At 53.7% G+C, this 18460-nt stretch carries 18 protein-coding genes and 2 tRNA genes; all 20 read left to right on the top strand.

Annotated elements, in window-relative coordinates; genetic code table 11:
• Positions 1 to 90: 90 nt before the first annotated feature.
• On the top strand, positions 91 to 1056 hold the full coding sequence (locus C8D99_RS12315; protein WP_243833926.1) for a glycyl-radical enzyme activating protein: 966 nt from the start codon (positions 91 to 93) through the stop codon (positions 1054 to 1056).
• A gap of 9 nt (positions 1057 to 1065) precedes the next feature.
• Positions 1066 to 3426 carry a trans-4-hydroxy-L-proline dehydratase gene (hypD, locus tag C8D99_RS12310; protein WP_133958731.1) on the top strand — a complete coding sequence of 787 codons (2361 nt, stop codon included), beginning with the start codon at positions 1066 to 1068 and terminating at the stop codon, positions 3424 to 3426.
• 124 nt (positions 3427 to 3550) lie between these two features.
• Positions 3551 to 4567, top strand: coding sequence for a TRAP transporter substrate-binding protein DctP (gene dctP, locus C8D99_RS12305; RefSeq protein WP_133958729.1), 1017 nt, complete (start codon positions 3551 to 3553; stop codon positions 4565 to 4567).
• Positions 4568 to 4644: 77 nt separating this feature from the next.
• Complete coding sequence (locus tag C8D99_RS12300) at positions 4645 to 5208, top strand: TRAP transporter small permease (RefSeq protein ID WP_133958727.1); 564 nt, start codon at positions 4645 to 4647, stop codon at positions 5206 to 5208.
• Positions 5205 to 6521 carry a TRAP transporter large permease gene (locus tag C8D99_RS12295; RefSeq protein WP_133958725.1) on the top strand — a complete coding sequence of 439 codons (1317 nt, stop codon included), beginning with the start codon at positions 5205 to 5207 and terminating at the stop codon, positions 6519 to 6521. Before C8D99_RS12300 ends, C8D99_RS12295 begins: the two co-directional genes overlap by 4 nt.
• Before the next feature lie 262 nt (positions 6522 to 6783).
• Positions 6784 to 6858 (top strand) — tRNA-Val (locus tag C8D99_RS12290).
• 91 nt (positions 6859 to 6949) lie between these two features.
• A complete protein-coding gene (locus tag C8D99_RS12285) occupies positions 6950 to 7339 on the top strand; it encodes a holo-ACP synthase (protein WP_133958723.1) in 390 nt (129 codons plus the stop codon).
• Positions 7340 to 7364: 25 nt separating this feature from the next.
• Positions 7365 to 8825: an NAD(P)H-hydrate dehydratase gene (locus C8D99_RS12280; protein WP_166670169.1), complete on the top strand. Its 1461-nt coding sequence runs from the start codon at positions 7365 to 7367 to the stop codon at positions 8823 to 8825.
• A gap of 248 nt (positions 8826 to 9073) precedes the next feature.
• Positions 9074 to 9577, top strand: a complete 504-nt coding sequence (tsaE, locus tag C8D99_RS12275; protein WP_133958719.1) for a tRNA (adenosine(37)-N6)-threonylcarbamoyltransferase complex ATPase subunit type 1 TsaE — start codon at positions 9074 to 9076, stop codon at positions 9575 to 9577.
• Complete coding sequence (gene tsaB / locus C8D99_RS12270; protein ID WP_133958717.1) at positions 9574 to 10260, top strand: tRNA (adenosine(37)-N6)-threonylcarbamoyltransferase complex dimerization subunit type 1 TsaB; 687 nt, start codon at positions 9574 to 9576, stop codon at positions 10258 to 10260. Before tsaE ends, tsaB begins: the two co-directional genes overlap by 4 nt.
• 178 nt (positions 10261 to 10438) lie before the next feature.
• Positions 10439 to 10657, top strand: coding sequence for a 4Fe-4S dicluster domain-containing protein (locus C8D99_RS12265; RefSeq protein ID WP_133958715.1), 219 nt, complete (start codon positions 10439 to 10441; stop codon positions 10655 to 10657).
• On the top strand, positions 10650 to 11783 hold the full coding sequence (locus tag C8D99_RS12260) for a 2-oxoacid:acceptor oxidoreductase subunit alpha (RefSeq protein ID WP_133958713.1): 1134 nt from the start codon (positions 10650 to 10652) through the stop codon (positions 11781 to 11783). Before C8D99_RS12265 ends, C8D99_RS12260 begins: the two co-directional genes overlap by 8 nt.
• A gap of 2 nt (positions 11784 to 11785) precedes the next feature.
• Complete coding sequence (locus tag C8D99_RS12255; protein WP_133958711.1) at positions 11786 to 12604, top strand: 2-oxoacid:ferredoxin oxidoreductase subunit beta; 819 nt, start codon at positions 11786 to 11788, stop codon at positions 12602 to 12604.
• 1 nt (position 12605) lies between these two features.
• Positions 12606 to 13169, top strand: a complete 564-nt coding sequence (locus C8D99_RS12250; protein WP_133958709.1) for a 2-oxoacid:acceptor oxidoreductase family protein — start codon at positions 12606 to 12608, stop codon at positions 13167 to 13169.
• A 97-nt stretch (positions 13170 to 13266) separates the two neighbouring features.
• Complete coding sequence (gene rlmD, locus C8D99_RS12245) at positions 13267 to 14679, top strand: 23S rRNA (uracil(1939)-C(5))-methyltransferase RlmD (protein ID WP_166670168.1); 1413 nt, start codon at positions 13267 to 13269, stop codon at positions 14677 to 14679.
• Positions 14680 to 14754: 75 nt separating this feature from the next.
• A tRNA-Gly gene (locus tag C8D99_RS12240) sits at positions 14755 to 14830 on the top strand.
• Positions 14831 to 15018: 188 nt separating this feature from the next.
• Positions 15019 to 15345: an ATP synthase subunit B family protein gene (locus C8D99_RS12235; RefSeq protein WP_133958705.1), complete on the top strand. Its 327-nt coding sequence runs from the start codon at positions 15019 to 15021 to the stop codon at positions 15343 to 15345.
• Between the two features lie 148 nt (positions 15346 to 15493).
• Positions 15494 to 17344, top strand: a complete 1851-nt coding sequence (locus C8D99_RS12230; RefSeq protein ID WP_243833925.1) for a V-type ATP synthase subunit I — start codon at positions 15494 to 15496, stop codon at positions 17342 to 17344.
• Between the two features lie 32 nt (positions 17345 to 17376).
• Positions 17377 to 17856: a V-type ATP synthase subunit K gene (locus tag C8D99_RS12225; protein ID WP_133958701.1), complete on the top strand. Its 480-nt coding sequence runs from the start codon at positions 17377 to 17379 to the stop codon at positions 17854 to 17856.
• Between the two features lie 22 nt (positions 17857 to 17878).
• Entirely contained in the window at positions 17879 to 18460 is a 582-nt protein-coding gene (locus tag C8D99_RS12220; protein ID WP_133958699.1) for a V-type ATP synthase subunit E, read from the top strand.

Here is an 18460-nt window from a genome sequence, read left to right as displayed (position 1 = left end):
GCCGACGAAGGAGACGGTGGAGCGCCTGGGGCTCGGCAGCCCCGAAGTGCTCGAACTTCTCGAACCCTGCTGGAGGTCGGCGGGAAGGGCATGATGACCGGGAGAAGGGCTGAGCGGGACTGTGGAGAAAAAATGACCAGGGGACTCGTGTTCGATATAAAGAGATATTCCATACACGACGGACCGGGAATACGGACCACGTTCTTTCTGAAAGGATGTCCCCTTTCCTGCTGGTGGTGCCATAACCCGGAAGGCATATCCCCTCAGCCCGTCCTTCTGCGCCACCCGAACAGGTGCATCGGCTGCGGCCGCTGCATAGCCGTCTGCCCGTCCGGCGCGTGGAGCAGAAAGGCAGACGGCCGGCTCAGCCACGACAAGGAAAAATGTACTCTCTGCGGTATATGCGCAGACACCTGTCCTCCGTCTGCGATCGAAATTGCCGGAAGAGAAATGACTCTAGGAGATGTTGTACAGGAAGCACAAAAGGACATTCCATTTTATGATGAATCAGGGGGAGGGGTCACCTTTTCCGGAGGAGAACCCCTCCTTCAGAGCCGTTTTCTTTTCGCCTGCCTCCTGAAGCTGCAGGATGAAGAGATACATACCGCCATAGACACTTCCGGATACTGCGAGGAAAAGAATATCCTCGAAGCGGCGGAAATTGCTGATCTTTTTCTTTTCGATATAAAGCACATTGACCCAAAGAAGCATGAATACTATACTGGCGTAAGTAATCGCATAATTTTGTCTAACCTGGGAAAGCTTGATGAAACCCTTGTCCGGAGAGGCAGGGGCCGAATTAACATCAGGATGCCGCTCATTCCCGGAATTAACGACGACACAGAGAATCTCGAAGCTGTCGCCGAGCTTTCAGCCTCTCTGAAAACTCTTTCCGGGGTCAACATACTCCCGTATCATTCCACAGGCGAAGGAAAATACAGGAACCTGGTAATGGAGTACAAAATGGGGAATTATCTTCCGCCAAGAGAAGACAAAATAGCGGAAGCTCTCGATATATTCCGAAGACAGGGCATTGAAGCGGTAAAAGGAGGGTAACGGCTTGTCATGAACGAGAGAATAGAGTGTCTGCGCAAAGAAAGTTTTGAAACCGCACCGAGCGTTTCCATCGAAAGGGCGGTGCTGACCACCGAGTTTTACCGGGAAAACGAGGGAAAGTATTCCGTTCCTGTTTTGAGGGCGAAAAATTTCTATAATCTCTGCGAGAAAAAAACGATATACATCGGTGACAGGGAGCTTATCGTCGGGGAAAGGGGTCCCCGCCCCAAGGCCGTTTCCACTTTTCCCGAGCTGAACTGCCATACGGCGGAGGATTTCGAGATACTGAACTCCCGGCCCATGACACGGTACACGGTGTCACAGGGGGATATTTCCGCATACAGCGAACACGTCGTTCCCTACTGGAAAGGGAGAACTCTCCGGGATCGGATTTTCTCAAATCTTCCCGCGGAATGGATTGCCCTCTACGAAGCCGGTTGTTTTACCGAATTCATGGAGCAGCGTGCACCGGGACACACAGCCCTCGACGGGACAATTTACCGCACAGGACTTCTTGACCTGAAGAGCAGGATTACCTGTGCAATGAAAAACCTGGACTGGATAAACGATCCTCATGCAACGGAAAAAAATGAGGAGCTGCAGGCGATGGACATTGCCTGCGACGCCGTCATCCTATTCGCGGAAAGGCATGCGGCACTGGCCGAGAGGATGGCGGAAGGAACGGAGGACTCCGAAAGGAGAGCCGAACTTCTCAAAATTGCTGATGTCTGCCGCCATGTTCCCGCCCATGCCCCCAGGGACTTCCACGAAGCGGTCCAGACCTACTGGTTCACCCACCTCGGAACAATCACGGAGCTGAACGGGTGGGATGCCATGTCTCCCGGCCATTTTGACCAGCACCTCGCCCCTTTCTATGAAAAAGAAATCCGGGATGGCACTCTGGACCGGGAAAAAGCAAAGGAGATCCTTTCCTGCTTCTGGATAAAGGTCAACAATACGCCTGCTCCTCCCAAGGTCGGCGTCACGGCTGCCGAAAGCGGGACCTACAATGATTTTACCCAGATCAATCTCGGAGGAGTGACTGAAGACGGCGCCGACGGGGTCAGCGAAGTCTCCTACCTCATGCTCGACGTCCTCGACGAACTTCAGCTTCTTCAGCCCCAGGCGAGCGTCCACATATCATCAAGAACGCCGGAAAGGTTCCTCCGGCATGCATGCCGGATCATGAGGCGCGGCTCGGGGTATCCTTCGGCCTTCAATTCCGATGCAGTGGTCATGGAGCAGCTCGGAATGGGAAAACGGGTTGAGGACGCCCGAACCGGAGGAACAAGCGGATGCGTGGAGACGGGATCCTTCGGGAAAGAAGCCTACATTCTCCACGGGTACCTGAATGTGCCGAAGATCCTTGAGCTTACGCTCAACAACGGCACCGACCCCCTCACCGGACAAAAAATAGGAATTGCTTCGGGAGATCCCCTGGAGTTTCGTGATTTCGACGACCTGTACCGGGCCTTCGAAAAACAGCTCGCCCATGTGGTGAATGTCAAAATCCGGACCGACAACTACATCCAGCGGATGTTCGCCCGCCATGCCCCGGCCCCGTACCTTTCCGTCCTCATCCACGACTGCATCGAGAACGGAAAAGACTACTACGACGGCGGAGCACGGTACAATACGGACTATATCCAGTGCTGCGGCATAGGAACCGTAACGGACAGCCTCTCCGTGCTCAAAAAGCATGTCTTTGAAGAGGGCTCCGTCGCTCTGAATTCTTTGCTGGATGCGCTGAAGGACAACTGGAAAGATCACGAAGAGCTCCGGCAGTTCGTCTGGAACCGGACACCCTTCTTCGGAAACGACGATGAATACGCAGATTCAATCATGCAAAAGGTCTACGGGTCCCTTCTCGATGCCATCGACGGGAAGCGGTCACCAAAGGGATCCACCTATCACGTAAACATGCTGTCCACCACATGCCACATATACTTCGGGAAAAAACTCGGGGCGACGCCGAACGGGCGATTCGCCCATGTTCCGGAATCGGACGGCACGTCTCCCTCCCACGGAGCCGACCGGAGGGGGCCGACGGCAGTGGTGAAATCCCTCAGCAAGATGAACCAGGTCAAATCGGGAGGGACTCTCCTGAACCAGCGGTTTCTTCCGTCTGTTCTGGACGGGGAGGGGGGCCTGGAGAAAATGGCCCGGCTCGTCAGAACCTATTTCAATCTCGGCGGTCATCATATCCAGTTCAATGTCGTTGACACGGAAACACTGAGAAAAGCCCAGAAAAATCCCGATGAATACCGCGGCCTTCTTGTTAGGGTAGCGGGCTACAGCGATTATTTTGTCGACCTGGACGATCACCACCAGGAAGAGATTATCGCCAGAACCGCACAGGAGAGTTTCTGAACACAAGTTCCAGAAAACATCTTTTTAAAGGGGGAATTGAAGGAGAAGCCGGCCTGACAGTGGAGGAAAGAGCGCTTCGGAGAGCAACTCTTGGTGATAGAAAACTGAAAGGAGTGCTGAAATAATGCATAAGAGAACAAAATTCGCCCTTCTTCTTCTCGCGGCTGTTTTTGCTGTATCTCTTGCCGTCCCGGCGATGTCCTCCGCGGCTCCCGAGATGACCCTTCGTTTTGCGGGACAGGTTCCCACTGAGCATACCGCCACAAAGCTCATGCACCAGATTGCCGAAGAAGTCAAGGAAAAGACGAACGGAAGAATCGAAATCGTCGTTTATCCCGCGAACCAGCTGGGCGACTATACCCTTGTCTATGAAGAGCTCATCCGGGGCACCATAGACATGGCGGCCATTTCCGTCCCCAGCCAGTTCGACCCCAGGCTGGAAGTAACCTACATCAACTGCTTCGTCAGGAATTTCGACGAAGCGAAGGAAGTCTTCGCCGCTGACGGATGGCTGTTCAAAAAAATGGACGAACTCAGCTCGCGACTTGGCGTGAAGCTCCTCGGCTTCCAGGTTGAAGGCTTTATCGGCATCGGAAGCACGAAACCGGTAAACGAGCCCCTGAATCCCGACGTGGACAAGGGAATTCTCGTGCGCATCCCCAACATGGACGTGTACAAACTCGGCGCGGAAGCCATGGGCTACAAGACCGTCACCGTTCCCTGGGCGGAAGTTTACACAGCCCTCCAGACAGGAGTCGCCGACGGCGTGGACGGGATGACCCCGACGGCTGCCTACACCATGCTGAAAGACGTTCTGAAGTATTGGTACGACCTGAATTACTCCGTTGAAAACTTCAATTACATGATCAGCCAGAAAACCTGGGATAAGCTCTCTCCTGCAGATCAGAAGGTCATCGCCGATGCATGCGCGAAGGTCACTGAAATGAGCATCGAACTTGCGAAGCAGGACCAGGAAAAACATCTCGAGCTTATGAGACAGGCCGGCATACAGGTATTTACCTATTCACCCGAAGAGCTGAAGCCCATTTTCGTGAAGGTTTCCGCCACATGGGACAAGCTTGCTGACAAGTTCTCCAAGGAACTGATAGAAGAATTCAAGCAGCAGTACGCCCCCAAATAATCTACACGGCAAGCCTGCGGAGCACGGCGGAGGAGTGCTTCCTCCGCCTGCTCCCTTGAGGCAGAAAGGAGAAATGCATGTCAGAACGCGAAGCCATGGGCTGCTTCCCTGAAAACAGGCCGGACAGAAAGTCCCCGATCGATCTTGTCCTTCTGTCCTTTTTCTCCATTGTCACCGTTGCCTGTTCCCTTTTGCTTTCAGTGGTGATATCGGCTGCGGCATTCACTCGCTACATCATCGGCGGCGACTTGTACGGCTTCGAGGAATGGGTGAAACTTTTCGCCTTCTGGCTTTATTTCATGGGAGGTGCTTACGGCGCCTACAATGACACTCATGTTTCCGCCGACGTAGTGGATTCCTATATGAAGGACGGAACTCTCAAGAGAACAGTCATCTTTCTTCGGAATCTCATCACCACCGGGATCAGCATTCTTTTTACGTGGTACGGATACGATTTTTTCATGTTCGGCTTCATGGGACCCCTCGGCACAGGCATCGCGATTCCCAAGACCACTGTCTGGCAGATTCCGCTCTGGACATCCTACCTGGCGGTCTTTCTCGGTCTCATTTTCATGTCCTACTATTTTTTCATGAGAATGCTACGCAGTTTCCGGGCTTTGATTAAAGGAGGAATTTTATGATATACATCGCCGTTCTGATCCTTCTTTTCTGTCTCATGCTCGGCGTCCCGGTTCCCATGAGCTTTATGGCCTCGACCGCGTGGCTGCTCTTCTTCGGCGGTCCGCAGGGCGCAGGGTACCAGACTTCCATGGTTCTTCCCTACGGATTCAGTTCGATGAACAGCATCGCGCTTATCTCCATCGCTCTCTTCATAATGGCGGGAGGCATCATGGAGAGGGGAAGGATCGGTGAAAAGCTGATCAACCTCGTCGACCTTCTCGTCGGAAGAGTTAAAGGCGGTCTCGGCGTTGTGGGGACGATCTCCTGTGCCGTTTTCGGATCCATTACCGGATCGGCATGCGCCACTCTTTCCTGCATCGGTTCCATCATGTTCCCGAGACTCAGGGAAGCAGGCTACCCCAGGGGCGTCGCGGCGGCGGTCATGTCAAACGCCTCCCTTCTCGGAATGCTGATTCCTCCCAATTCGACACTTATCATCTTTGCCTGGATCGGGGGCCAGTCAATTCTTGCCTGCTTCCTGTCGACAGTCATCCCGGGGCTCATTATGACAGCCCTCATCTGCGTAGTTAATTGCTGGCTTGTGCGCAATAATCCCGATGTCAAGGTAAACGAACCTGTCCACGGCAAGGAAAAAATGCGCCTCTTCAAGGAACGGGGGCTCTCGGCCCTTCCCGCCCTCATGCTTCCCGTTATAGTTCTCGGCGGTATCTACGGAGGCATTATGACTCCCACCGAAGCGGCCGCCGTTGCAGTGGTGTACGCAATCCCGACAGGCATGTTCATTTACAGGGGACTCACATGGAGAGGCCTATGGGACTCCCTTGTCGAGTCGGCGGTCACCACTGGTGTTGTCATGGTAATGCTTTATTCAGTCATGATGCTCAGCAGGCTCTATATCATGGAGGACCTCCCCGGGAAGATGCTGGGGCTCTTTCGTTCCGTCTCCGAAAATCGCTGGATCATTCTGTTCATGATCAATATTTTCCTGGTCATCATGGGAATGCTCATGGACGATATCAGCTCAGTCACACTGGGAACCCCCATACTCATGCCCATAATCATCGAACTCGGCTTCAATCCCATCCATTACGCGGCCATCGTGGGCGTCAATACGGGACTGGGATGCATCACACCGCCGGCGGCACCCGTCCTGTACCTTGGGGGTCGATTGGGTAACGCGCCAATAAACGAGATGATGGGGCCGACGCTCTGGATAATAGCCTTTGCATGGGTCCCGACGCTCCTCATAACAACCTATTTTCCCAGGCTTTCTCTGTTTCTGCCCCATTTTCTGCTTGGGACTCCGTGGTAAAAGAGCAGGGGTGAAAGGTTTTGACCTACAGAAATTTTTTTGGGCTTATCTGTCTCTCCTGTTTCGTCATAGGTTTGTGGACGAAATCGCCCTATGCCTATTGGGGAGCCTTGTTCAGCGGAGCCCTGTCCAGGGCGTCTGTCCGCAAAGGATGGGAAACTCCCGAATGGATGCGGAAGCTCTCGTTTTCCCGGATATGGGCGTTTTGTTCCGGGCGGCTTATTGACAAAAGGCCCTGAGGTATGTAGAATTCTTTCCTGTTGGGTGGTTAGTTCAGAGGAAGAACGCTTCCTTGACGCGGAAGAGGTCAGAGGTTCGAGTCCTCTACCACCCACCATTATTGAGGAAAAAAGGGTTCCGGTTTTGCCGGAGCCCTTTTTTTATGGTATAACCTTCGTAAAAATCAAATTTCGTGTGGAGGAAACAACGTGATTGTGGGACTGGGAGTCGATCTCTGCAACGTGGAAAGAATGCGTAAATCCATCCGGTCCGACCATTTCCTGAAGAGGGTCTTCCATCCTGACGAAGTCGCCTACGCCTTTTCAAAGGCTGACCCCGCACGGCATCTTGCCGGAAGCTTTGCCGCAAGGGAAGCCTTTTCAAAGGCTTCTTCGGTTTCCATGTATTCCATTGCCTTCTGCGGAGTCTGGGTGGAACGGACGGAAAGCGGACCGGTTCTCCGTGTGGGGGAATCCGTGGAAGACCTTATTCCGGGCGGAAAAAAAGGATACCCCTTTCTCTCCATTTCTCACGACGGAGAGTATGCCGTTGCCGTAGTCGCCATCGAGGCAAGCCATGAATTACTTCACATCCGCTGAAATCAGAAGATTAGAAAATGAGATTATGGAAAACCTTGCGGTTTCCGAATCTCTCCTCATGGAAAACGCGGGGGCGGCGGCTGCCGGCGTCATTATGAACCGGTTTCCGTTGGGCGAGATTCTCGTTCTCGCAGGCCCCGGGAAAAACGGAGGCGATGGGTACGTCGCGGCAAGGCATCTCGCTGCACAAGGGAGGAAGGTCCGGATTTTCTCAGCGGTTCCTATCGACAGCCTGAAGGGAATCACGGAAGAGAACTGCCGCCTTGCCGTTCAGTGCGGGATTCACGTCTCCTGTTCATCTGTCTCTTCAGACGAGGAGATTGTCTGGAACATCCGAAAGGCAGATATCCTGGTGGATTCACTTCTGGGTATCGGCTCGTCAGGCCCCCTGAGGGGAGAAATTGCCCGGCTTTGCTCCCTTTCAAAAGAGGCGGGAAGAATCGTTGCCCTGGATATCCCGACCGGAATTGATCCGGACTCGGGAGAAGCTGACGGGAATTGTGCAGGAGCCGCCATGACCATCACGATGATCGCTCCCAAAACAGGGATCGCCGCAGGCGACGGGAGAAAGCTTGCAGGGGAAGTCATTGTGGCGGGCATCGGTTTCCCGCTGCCCCGGAACGCCGTTCCCCGCATCCGTTCTTTCTCTCCGGAATACGGGAGGCTGCTCCCTCCCCATTTTCCTGAAGACATCCACAAGGGCATGAGAGGCGGAGCCATGGTGATAGGAGGAAGCGCACTCTACCGGGGAGCGCCTCTTCTTTCCGTCCGGTCTTTTCTGAGAGCGGGGGGCGGGCTTGGTATTCTCTTTTCCGATGAAACATCCTGTGCACCATGTTCCTCCTTCCTTCCCGAAGCGATCCTTGAAAGCGGCCTTTTCTCGAAGAGCGACGGAGAAATTGCCGAAACACTTTCCGCATGGTCGGAGAGGATTGAAACAGTCATTCTGGGACCTGGACTAGGCCGTTCCGATAGGGCTGGAGAACTCTGCCGCCTTGTGCTTTCCGCCTGGCAAGGCAACATCATCCTTGACGGCGACGGATTGTTCTGGCTATCGGAATCGGGAGACAGGTTCGACAGGGAAAGAGTCCTCCTCACACCTCATGAAGGAGAGGCGGCCCGGCTTCTTCGGGTCCGGCCGGAGGATGTCAGGAAAGACCGGATCTCGTCGGCACGACGTGTAGCGGAGGAGTGGGGGCCGGTTCTTCTTAAGGGAGCAGGAACACTCTGCGACGACGGACAGCAAACCTATCTCGTCACGGCAGGGAACAGGAGCCTTGCCGTTCCCGGCTCCGGTGATGTCCTCGCAGGGGTAATCGCCGCCTTTCTGTCCGCCGGGACCCCTCTCCTTGAAAGCGCCGCCCTGGGTGCATGCGTTCATGGAATGGCGGCAGAGTCCCTGGCCGCATCGAAGGGTTTTGACGGAGTCCTTGCAGGGGAAATCGCGGATGAAATCCCCGGAATACTCATGAGAATGAGGAATTGACCATTGTGAGAAGAAAAAGAATAGACTGGGATGAAGAACTGAAAAAGACAGAGAGAATCCGTATAAAAGGATTTCGTTATACGGCCGCAGGTTTTGCCCTGGCGCTCTTCTGGCTCCTTGGAGCACGGCACATGCAAAGAGAAATCTCCTTTGCTCCCATGCTGTTTTCCGTTTTTCTGGTCATTTTCGGTGCCCTTCTTTTTATCTTCATTCTCCGAAGAAAAAAATAGAGGAGTGGTGACCAGATAATGTTTTTTAAGCCGTCACGAACGGCGGTGACTGAATCCGAAGAGGAAACGGCACAGCTCGGTGCGTTGCTTGCGGGGCATATTTCCGGCGGGATTACTATTCTCCTTTCCGGAGATCTGGGAGCAGGAAAAACGACCCTGGTCCGGGGGTTCTGCGAGGCCCTCGGCTTCAGAAAAGTGCGAAGCCCTTCCTTCACTCTCGTCAACCATTACTCTGCCGGGAACAGGAAGATCGTTCATTCAGACCTCTACAGGCTGGAGTCCCGGGATGTCGATGATCTCGACCTCCAGGAAGACGACTCCGGCGAGACGGTTCTTTTCGTAGAATGGGCAGAAAAGGTCCCGTATTTTTCTGGGCGGCCCCTTTGGAAAGTACAAATTTCTTCCCCTGATTTTCTCAGGTTTCCGGAACGCCGCCAATTCGACTTTTTTGCTCTCAACCCCGAAGGGGAGGAACTTCTTTCCCTAATCTGGCAGATCATAGGGGAGGTCATTCCCGAATGAAACACCGAATTTTGTCGATCAACTGCTCCAACGCACGATGGACCGCTCTCGGACTTTCCGAGGGAGGAACCGTCTGCGGAGAAATGAATCTCGATCTAGGAAAAAGGCAATCCTCGTTCCTGCCGTCTCTTGTCGATTTTTTTCTCAGGTGTTTTTCCTTCAAGGTTCAGGATCTCGATTTTATCGCTGTAGTCAATGGTCCCGGCTCCTTCACCGGAATAAAGGTGGGGGTAGCTTTTTCCCAGTTCCTCGCCTGGGCAGCCGGCGAAAAGCCTGTAATTCCACTGTCTTCACTTGAATCGCTCGTCTTCGGAAGGCCCGGCAGTTCACAAAGCCACATCTGTCCTCTTCTCTGGGCCGGCGGAGGGAGGGTGTATTCAGCTCTCTACGCCCCTGCGGCGGCGGGGGAGCACCCGAAAGAGGCAATGCCTCCGAGAGCATACAGCCGTGACGAACTTCAGGCAGCTCTTTTCCCTTCAGAAGACCGAAAAAGAGAGGTTCTCTTTCTTTCGGATGCCCCCGAAAAATGCGCCGGTTTTTTTTCCGGCAGCATTCCCGGTCCTTTCGAACCTGCAGCCCCACGGGGTTCTGCAGATGTCCTTCTTGCGGGACTGTACAAAGAGAGGGCTATTCCGCCCCAGGCTGTCACGGCACAATATTTCCGTGAACCCGATATAGGCTGATTGGTTTTTATCTTTTTTATCTCATTATATAGACCTAGATAAAAAAGATAAATATGTTTTCACAGTTGAAGTCCCATCAGCTTAAAGATATTCTTTCACATATAAGATGAGATAGCTGGAAGATTTTACCAGTGCTGTTTTTGAACCCGTTTGGACAATCCCGTAGGAGGTGACTTTGTTGCCCAAAAAGTTCGAAGTCCAGGTGAACAATTCGTGGTGTAAGGGCTGTTCCTTGTGTATCCACATTTGCCCGAAAAAAGTGCTCGAGCTCGACGAAGTACGCGGAAAGTCTGTCCCGGCCCGTCAGGATGACTGCATAGGCTGCAGACAGTGCGAGAACATCTGCCCTGATATGGCAATTACCGTGAAAGAGAAGGAGGAAGAGAAGGATGCCTGATGTCGCCTTCTGGCAGGGAAACGAGGCAATCGCTTACGGTTCTCTCGCCGCCGGTTGCCGTTTTTTCGGAGGATATCCCATCACTCCTTCGTCGGAAATTGCCGAAATCATGGCTGAAGAGCTCCCGAAGCTGAACGGAAGATTTATCCAGATGGAGGACGAGATTGCCGGAATAGCCGCCACGATAGGGGGCTCCATCGCCGGGATGAAATCCCTGACTGCAACCTCCGGACCCGGATTCTCCCTCAAGCAGGAAAACCTCGGCCTCGCATACATGGCTGAGATCCCCATAGTTGTGGTGGATGTCATGCGCGGCGGTCCCTCCACAGGACTTCCCACGAAAACCGCTCAGCAGGATGTCATGCAGGCCCGCTGGGGAACCCACGGAGACCACGGTACCATCTGCTATGCTCCCGCTTCCGTCCAGGAATGCTATGAAATAGCCATTAAGGCGTTCAACGCAGCAGAAAGATACCGTCAGCCGGTTCTGATCATGAGCGATGAAATCATCGGCCACATGCGCGAAAAAGTCCTCGTGCCGAAAATTGACCCTTCCAAGCTCGTAGACCGGAAGCGCCCCACAGACATTCCTGAAAAGTTCGTTCCATACCGCCCGGATCCGAAAGACGACCTTCCCTGCATGGCATCCTTCGGTGACGGCTACACGTGGCATATTACCGGCCTGACCCACAACGACTGGGGATTTCCCACGAACAGCGCCGATGAAATCGAGAAAAAAATGAAACGCCTCATGAGAAAAATCGACCGCTTCCGCGACGACATCGTCGAATACGAAACAGTATACGCCGACGATGCCGAAGTGATTGTTCTTGCCTACGGAAGCGTGGCCCGGTCAAGCCTGAGGGCAGTTCACGAGGCGAGGAACCGGGGCATCAAGGCCGGGTTTTTCAGACCCATCACCCTCTGGCCTTTCCCCGACAAGGAACTTGAAAAGCTCGCACGGAAGGTGAAAACCATTATCGTCCCCGAGCTGAACTGCGGCCAGATGGTCCTCGAAGTCGAGCGGGCCGTCCACGGGAAGGCCAAGGTTGTGGCTCACAACCTTGTCAACGGCGAACTTTTCAAGCCTGAAGAAATTCTCGCTGTCATTGAGGAGGTGGCCTGATTATGCCTAATCAGGAAGTGTTCAGCTGGCTGCGCACACGGTTTTTCCCCCATATCTGGTGTCCGGGATGCGGGCACGGCATAATCATGCATGCTCTCCTCAGGGCTCTGGTTACCCTCAAGAAAAAGAAAAGCCAGACGGTCATAGCATCCGGCATCGGCTGTTCGAGCCGTATGGCAGGTTATATCGATGCATGCACGGTCCACACCACCCACGGAAGATCCCTCGGCTTCGCCACGGGCATCAAGCTCGCAAAGCCGGAACTTACCGTTATTGACGTCATGGGTGACGGAGACTGCACCGCCATCGGGGGCAACCACTTCATTCACGCCTGCAGGCGGAACATTGATATAACGGCCATCGTAATGAACAACAATATCTACGGAATGACCGGCGGTCAGGCTTCTCCCACCACGCCGGCGGGAAGCATGGCAACCACCACCCCCTACGGCGTCATCGATCCTTCCTTCGACATCTGCAAGCTTGCTGAGGGAGCAGGGGCAGCCTACGTCGCCCGTTCCACCATCGCCAACCCCAAGCAGACCGAACAGTTCATCCTGAACGGAATCCAGAAGAAGGGATTCTCCGTGGTGGAAATACTGACCCACTGCCATACCACGTTCGGAAGGAAAAACAACCGGAGGACCCCCATTGACAACGTTAACTACTTCAAGAACAACTCCGTTCCCCTCGCAAAGGCGAAAGATATGTCCCCGGAGGAGCTTGCCGGAAAGATCGTCACCGGAGAATTCGTCAACAAGGATGTCCCCGAATATACGGACCAGTACCTCGCCTTGATCGAAAACGTAAGGGGGAAGTGAAATGGCAGGAAGATATGAAATCCGATTTGCGGGTTCCGGCGGCCAGGGCGTAATCCTTGCCGCAGTCATTGCCGGAGAGGCAGCGTCCGTTTTCGAGGACGGCCTCCATGTGGTTCAGTCCCAGTCCTACGGGCCGGAAGCCCGGGGCGGGAAGTCCAAGGCCGAGGTGATCATCTCCACCGAGCCCATAGACTATCCCAAGGCGATCAAGCCGAATCTGCAGGTCATCCTGACCCAGCAGGCCGCGGAGGAATACGCCGGAGAAACACTTCCGGGAGGCAGAATCATCTACGATGATTTCTTCGTTACCAGCTTCCCCCAGGTGGACGCCAACGTATATTACCTTCCCATCGTGCGGACCGCCCGTGAAAAAATCGGCAAAGAACTCGTCACGAACATGGTTGCCCTCGGAGCGGTCGCCAGGGTTCTCGAACTTGAGAAGATCGCAAAGCCCGAATCGATCAAGAAGGCGATTCTCGGCAAAGTGCCTGAAGGAACGAAACAGCTCAACTCCCAGGCCTTCGATGAAGGGTACCTTCTTTTCAAAAACAGCGTTCACCTGTAAAATTCACAGGAACATCTTCCGTTAACAAGGAAGGCAGAGGTCATAAAAATGACCTTTGCCTTCTGTTTTTTGGCACACGGGATTGGGGGGCATGGCAGTGAAGCAGGGAGAAAGGGTTGTGCTGCGCACTGAAAAGATCAGCAGCGACGGAAGCTGTATCGCACGCACTTCCGAAGGGCTTGTGGTGTTTGTTCCCGGGGCTCTCCCCGGAGAAGAAATCAGGGGAAGGATCATCAGAAAAAAAAGAGAGTACGCCATAGCGGAACCGGAAGAAATACTTCTTCCTCACCCGGGCAGGAGCACTCCTTTCTGTCCTCTCTATGAACGGTGCGGAGGATGCCAGCTCCAGCACGCAGAGTATTCCCTCCAGTGCAGTTTGAAGAGGGATATTGTCAGGGATGCCTTTGAAAGGATTTACCGGGGGACTTTTCCCGATATCCCCTCCTGTGAGCCGAGTCCCAGGGAGCAAAATTATCGCAACAAAGGCTCTCTTCCCATAGGAAACGCAGGTGGGAAAACGGCAGCGGGGTATTATGCGAGAAGAAGCCATGACATTGTTCCTGTCACTTCGTGCCCCATACTCGCGAAGGAAATAGGAGATCTGCCGGGAACGGTTTCCGGAATTCTTTCAAGCCTTGGCTTTCCTCCCTACGACGAAAAGAGCGGAAAGGGGCTGTTCCGCCATCTTATTCTGAGATGCGGCACCGGTACAGGCAACGTCCTCATCTCGCTCGTCGCAGCCCGGAGGCTCTCTAAAGCCGAACATGAACGTGCCGAACACCGGCTCGTTCCCCTTCTGAGGTCCCAATGCCCGAACCTTCGGACCGTGACGTTGAACTACAATTTTTCCAGGAGCAACGTCATCGTCGGCGAATCAACAGAAACACTTTTCGGTGACGGACTGATCGAGGAAGAACTCTCCCCCTTCAGGTTCAGGTTCGATTCTACCGCCTTTTTTCAGGTCAATTCCGAGCAGGCCGCCAGGCTCTACGAAACTGCAGCGCAGATGGCCGGAGCCGGAGGTTCGGGGAAAGTGCTCGAACTCTACAGCGGTATCGGCACCCTTACCTGCTTCCTTGCGAGGGACGCCTCTTCGGTGACGGCTGTGGAGGAGTGGCTGCCGTCAGTGGAGAGAATGAAGGAAAACGTGGAAGCCAACGGCATGTCAGGAAAGATTAAGATCCTTCCGGGACCGGTTGAAGACAACATCCGTTCCCTTTCGGGGGATTTCGATACGGTAGTTGTCGATCCCCCCAGGACAGGGTGCAGCCGTGAGGCGGTCCGTTCCATTCTGGACATGGCACCCCGAGACATCGTCTACATTTCCTGCAACCCGGCGACCCTCGCCCGGGACGCCTCCATTTTCCGCCAGGAAGGATACAGCCCGGTGGAAATCAAGTGTTTCGACATGTTTCCCCATACGGTTCACGTGGAAACGGCGGTTCGCTTTTCCCCCGGAGGGGTGTCCGCCGGGGCTGGAAAGGGCGAAAATTGGGTTCACAGGCGATAGGGGGATAAAAAAAGATTCCATCAGTCTTGCCAAAAGAAAAAGTGGCAGATATAATATCCTTCGTCTGACACAAGGGCGGACATAGCTCAGCTGGTAGAGCATTAGCTTCCCAAGCTAAGGGTCGCGGGTTCGAATCCCGTTGTCCGCTCCATTTTTTTCTGCCCTTTATTTTCCCCACTTTGTTCCGCCTAATAGAACAAATATTTTTCGACAATTCCCCTATGCTCTGGACATATTGTTAAGTTTGACACGAATTTTATGTAGTAATAAAATACTCTATGTTTTTATGTTGAGACATTGTCCATGGAACAAACTTTTTTTCGGAAGGAGGTGGCACGTATGGCAGTGAATCTGGCTGAGGAGATCAAGGAAGTCGAAGCCCGTTCCAGGGAAACCGTCAAGGAAGCAAAGAACGGGGCAGCCCGCATGGTCAACGAAGTGAAAACCGAAGCCGAACGCAGGGTAAAAGAAGCCAAGCAGAAGGCTTTCCGCCAGTATAAGGAAAAAATAGCCTCGGTGGAAAAAGAAGCTGAAGAAAAAGCACAAAAAACCGTTGAAGCCGGAAGAAAAAACGCGGAAACCCTCGCTCAGCAGTTCGGAAAAGAAGTCCCGAGCACGGCGAAATGGATTGCGGAAGAGGTGATTTCTCGATATGGCCGTGGCTAAAATTGTAAAAGCCGAGTTTTACATCCACAAATCCGACGTGGATGGGGTTTTGTCTGCCCTTCAAAATACCGGATCGTTCGAGGTAATTCCCTTCAGCTCGGAAGATGGATCGGAAGGACCGGTCATTACCCATCCAGATTTTTCCAGGGTGGATTTTCTTCTTGGAGAAACACGGTTTCTTCTCCGCTTTCTGGAACCCCATTTCATTGATCCAGTGTCCGGAATGGCCCGCGCTATGGGGGAGAAAGAGGAGTTTTCGCTCCGGCAGACCAGGGAGCTGGATTCCCGGACAGATCTTCCTTCCCTTGCCGAAGAGATCCGCGGACTCGAGCGGAGGCTCATGGAAATCCGTTCCGAGTCTTCACAGCTGGATTCAACAGAATCGCTCCTTCTCTCCCTGAAGGATTTCCCATACCCGCTTGAACTTCTCTCCTCAGGCACAGAACACGTCAGGGGTCTCCTCGGGACCATGCCTGCAGATCAGGTGGAACCCTGGAAACGGGGAGCGGAATCCCTTCTCGGCACCATGGGAGAAGTCTATGTCGCTCCGGGGGCGGAGAAAGAAAAAGACCGGATCGTGGCTCTCTTTTTTGACGGAGCATTTTCCCAGAAAGCCATGGAACTCAACGCCCGGCACTCGTTCAACCGAATGGAAATTCCACCTGCGCTTCAATCCGGCGTTTCTGAGGAGCTTGCCCTTATCGGCGACAGAAGAAACGTCCTTGCAGCGGAGGAAAAGGAGATACTGGAGAAGGCCGCAGGGGCAGCTGCCCGATGGGTACCCACAATCCGTGCCCTGAGCGATTATTATTCCGTGCTTCGGGACAGATACGCGGCCCTTGCTTCAGGAAACGCAACAGATCAGGTTGTCATGCTCCGCGGATGGATCCCGGATTCCGATCTTCCTGATGTGAAAAAAGCGATTGCTTCCTTTGATTCCTCCATTGAGCTCGTTATCTCGGAACCGGGTCCGGAGGACAGCGTTCCGTCCCGCATTGTCAACCCGTTTTGGTGTCTCCCTTTCGAAAACCTCACACGGCTCTACGGAGCTCCTAAATACGGAGAAATCGATCCCACTCTGCTTCTCGCTCCCTTTTTCTTTGTTTTCTTCGGGATGTGCCTCGGCGATGCAGGATACGGGCTGATCATGATCGGGTTCTTCACCTGGTTCCTCAGAAAATTCCAGAGAATGCCCACCGGTTTCAGGGAGTTTTTCAAACTTTTCGTTCTTTCCGGTGTTTCCACGGTGGTTGTAGGAGCGCTTACGGGCAGCTGGTTCGGTGACCTGGTGGATGCTTTCGGCATTTTCTCCTTCCTCCGTCCTTTGAAAAATGCCCCGGTCGTCCTCAACCCCATGGAAAACCCCATGGTGTTTCTAGCCCTTTCCCTCGCCCTCGGAATCGTCCAGCTCATGTTCGGCCTTGGGATCGCGTTCTACGACGCGCTCCGCAAGAAAAACTACATGGGTGCTTTCGCGGACACCGGCGGCTGGATAGTCTTTCTTGTCGGCCTGCTTCTCTGGGGAGGAACCGCCGGCGGCTTTCTGTCCGCTGACACCGCGTCCCTCGCAAAGACTCTTGCTATCGCGGGAGCGGTTGTTCTCATAGCAACTCAGGGAAGGGAAAAGACAGGGTTCGTCTCAAAGGCAGTCTCGGGACTGCTGAGCCTCTACGGTGTCACGTCGTACCTCGGCGACGTTCTCAGCTACAGCAGGCTTCTCGCGCTGGGGCTCGCCACATCGGCAGTGGGGGTCATCATCAACATGCTGGCGGGGCTTGCCGGAAACGTTCCGTTTATCGGCTGGGTTCTTGCCCTTCTTCTGATTGTGGGAGGACACATTTTCAGCATCGCGGTGAATGTACTCGGGGCTTTCGTCCACTCCCTGAGGCTTCAGTACGTAGAGTTTTTCAGCAAATTCTACACAGGCGGAGGAAGGATTTTCGCTCCCCTGACGTACAACACCAGTTTCGTTTCCATAAAGAAAGACCCTGTCGAATAATTTCAATAGCTTGAAAGGAGCGTGTCAATACTATGGATCTTCTTGGAATCGCATTGGCAATACTTGGAGCAGCTATGGCCGCAGGGTGGGCAGGAGCCGGATCCGCTATCGGAGTCGGCATCGCCGGAGAATCCGGAGCCGGTGTCATGACTGAAGACCCGGGGAAGTTCGGCCTTGTCCTCCTTCTTCAGGCTCTTCCGGGAACTCAGGGAATTTACGGACTTCTTATCGCTTTCTTCGCAATTCTCAAAGTCGGCCTCCTCGGCGGAGGAGATGAAATCTCCGTCAATGTATGGCAGGGACTCGCCGTCTTTTTTGCCTGTCTCCCTATTGCTGTCGGTGGCTATTATTCTGCTATCGCCCAGGGAAAAACCTCGGCCGCATGCATTCAGATGATCGCAAAACGCCCTGAGGAGACAGGAAAAGCCGTCATTCTCCCTGCAATGGTCGAAACCTACGCCGTTCTTTCTCTCCTGATGAGCATCATTCTCCTCAACGGAATCAAGCTCTAAGCCTGTCAAGGAGGTTAAATCCATGTCCTTGGCGGAAATCAAGAAAAAAATAGACGCGGACGCACAGGAGGAAGCGGGAAAGATTCTCGAAAAAGCCCGCTCCGTAGTGGAGTCTATCAACAAGGAAGCCGACGGCGAGATCAGGAAAATCGAAGAAACCTACGGCGACAGATTCCGGAAAGAACAGCCGGAAATCCTCAGAAGAAGAGAGATTGTGGCAGGACTCGACGTGAAGAAGATCGAACTCGGCGTGAAACAGACGGCCATTTCGGACGCATTTTCACAGGCACTTGCCCAGCTTGCCGCCCTTCCGGGGGAGAAATACCTCGCCCTGGCAGGCCACCTTCTCCTGAAAGCGACGGAAACAGGAGACGAAGCCGTGATCGTATCAGGCAAGGAGAAGCATATCACCCAGGAATGGCTTGCAGGGTTCAATGAAAAACACGGGAAGAAATTCGTTCTGGACGAAGAGAAGCGCCCGATGTCCGGCGGATTCATCCTGAAAAAGGGCCAAATCGAGACGAACTGCTCATGGGATATGCTCACCCGCTGGGTTCGGGACGATATTGAGGCAGACGTTGTCAAACGGCTGTTTTCAGCCTAA

This window comes from Aminivibrio pyruvatiphilus (assembly GCF_004366815.1).
GTDB lineage: Bacteria > Synergistota > Synergistia > Synergistales > Aminobacteriaceae > Aminivibrio > Aminivibrio pyruvatiphilus.
This window is presented reverse-complemented; position numbering and strand designations above follow the sequence as displayed.

Excerpts from the sequence above, each read along its gene's own strand:
- C8D99_RS12315 (WP_243833926.1), top strand. The coding sequence starts at position 91 with ATGATGACCGGGAGAAGGGCTGAGCGGGACTGTGGAGAAAAAATGACC.
- hypD (WP_133958731.1), top strand. The coding sequence starts at position 1,066 with ATGAACGAGAGAATAGAGTGTCTGCGCAAAGAAAGTTTTGAAACCGCA.
- dctP (WP_133958729.1), top strand. The coding sequence starts at position 3,551 with ATGCATAAGAGAACAAAATTCGCCCTTCTTCTTCTCGCGGCTGTTTTT.
- C8D99_RS12300 (WP_133958727.1), top strand. The coding sequence starts at position 4,645 with ATGTCAGAACGCGAAGCCATGGGCTGCTTCCCTGAAAACAGGCCGGAC.
- C8D99_RS12295 (WP_133958725.1), top strand. The coding sequence starts at position 5,205 with ATGATATACATCGCCGTTCTGATCCTTCTTTTCTGTCTCATGCTCGGC.
- C8D99_RS12280 (WP_166670169.1), top strand. The coding sequence starts at position 7,365 with ATGGAAAACCTTGCGGTTTCCGAATCTCTCCTCATGGAAAACGCGGGG.
- tsaE (WP_133958719.1), top strand. The coding sequence starts at position 9,074 with ATGTTTTTTAAGCCGTCACGAACGGCGGTGACTGAATCCGAAGAGGAA.
- tsaB (WP_133958717.1), top strand. The coding sequence starts at position 9,574 with ATGAAACACCGAATTTTGTCGATCAACTGCTCCAACGCACGATGGACC.
- C8D99_RS12260 (WP_133958713.1), top strand. The coding sequence starts at position 10,650 with ATGCCTGATGTCGCCTTCTGGCAGGGAAACGAGGCAATCGCTTACGGT.
- C8D99_RS12255 (WP_133958711.1), top strand. The coding sequence starts at position 11,786 with ATGCCTAATCAGGAAGTGTTCAGCTGGCTGCGCACACGGTTTTTCCCC.
- C8D99_RS12250 (WP_133958709.1), top strand. The coding sequence starts at position 12,606 with ATGGCAGGAAGATATGAAATCCGATTTGCGGGTTCCGGCGGCCAGGGC.
- C8D99_RS12235 (WP_133958705.1), top strand. The coding sequence starts at position 15,019 with ATGGCAGTGAATCTGGCTGAGGAGATCAAGGAAGTCGAAGCCCGTTCC.
- C8D99_RS12225 (WP_133958701.1), top strand. The coding sequence starts at position 17,377 with ATGGATCTTCTTGGAATCGCATTGGCAATACTTGGAGCAGCTATGGCC.
- C8D99_RS12220 (WP_133958699.1), top strand. The coding sequence starts at position 17,879 with ATGTCCTTGGCGGAAATCAAGAAAAAAATAGACGCGGACGCACAGGAG.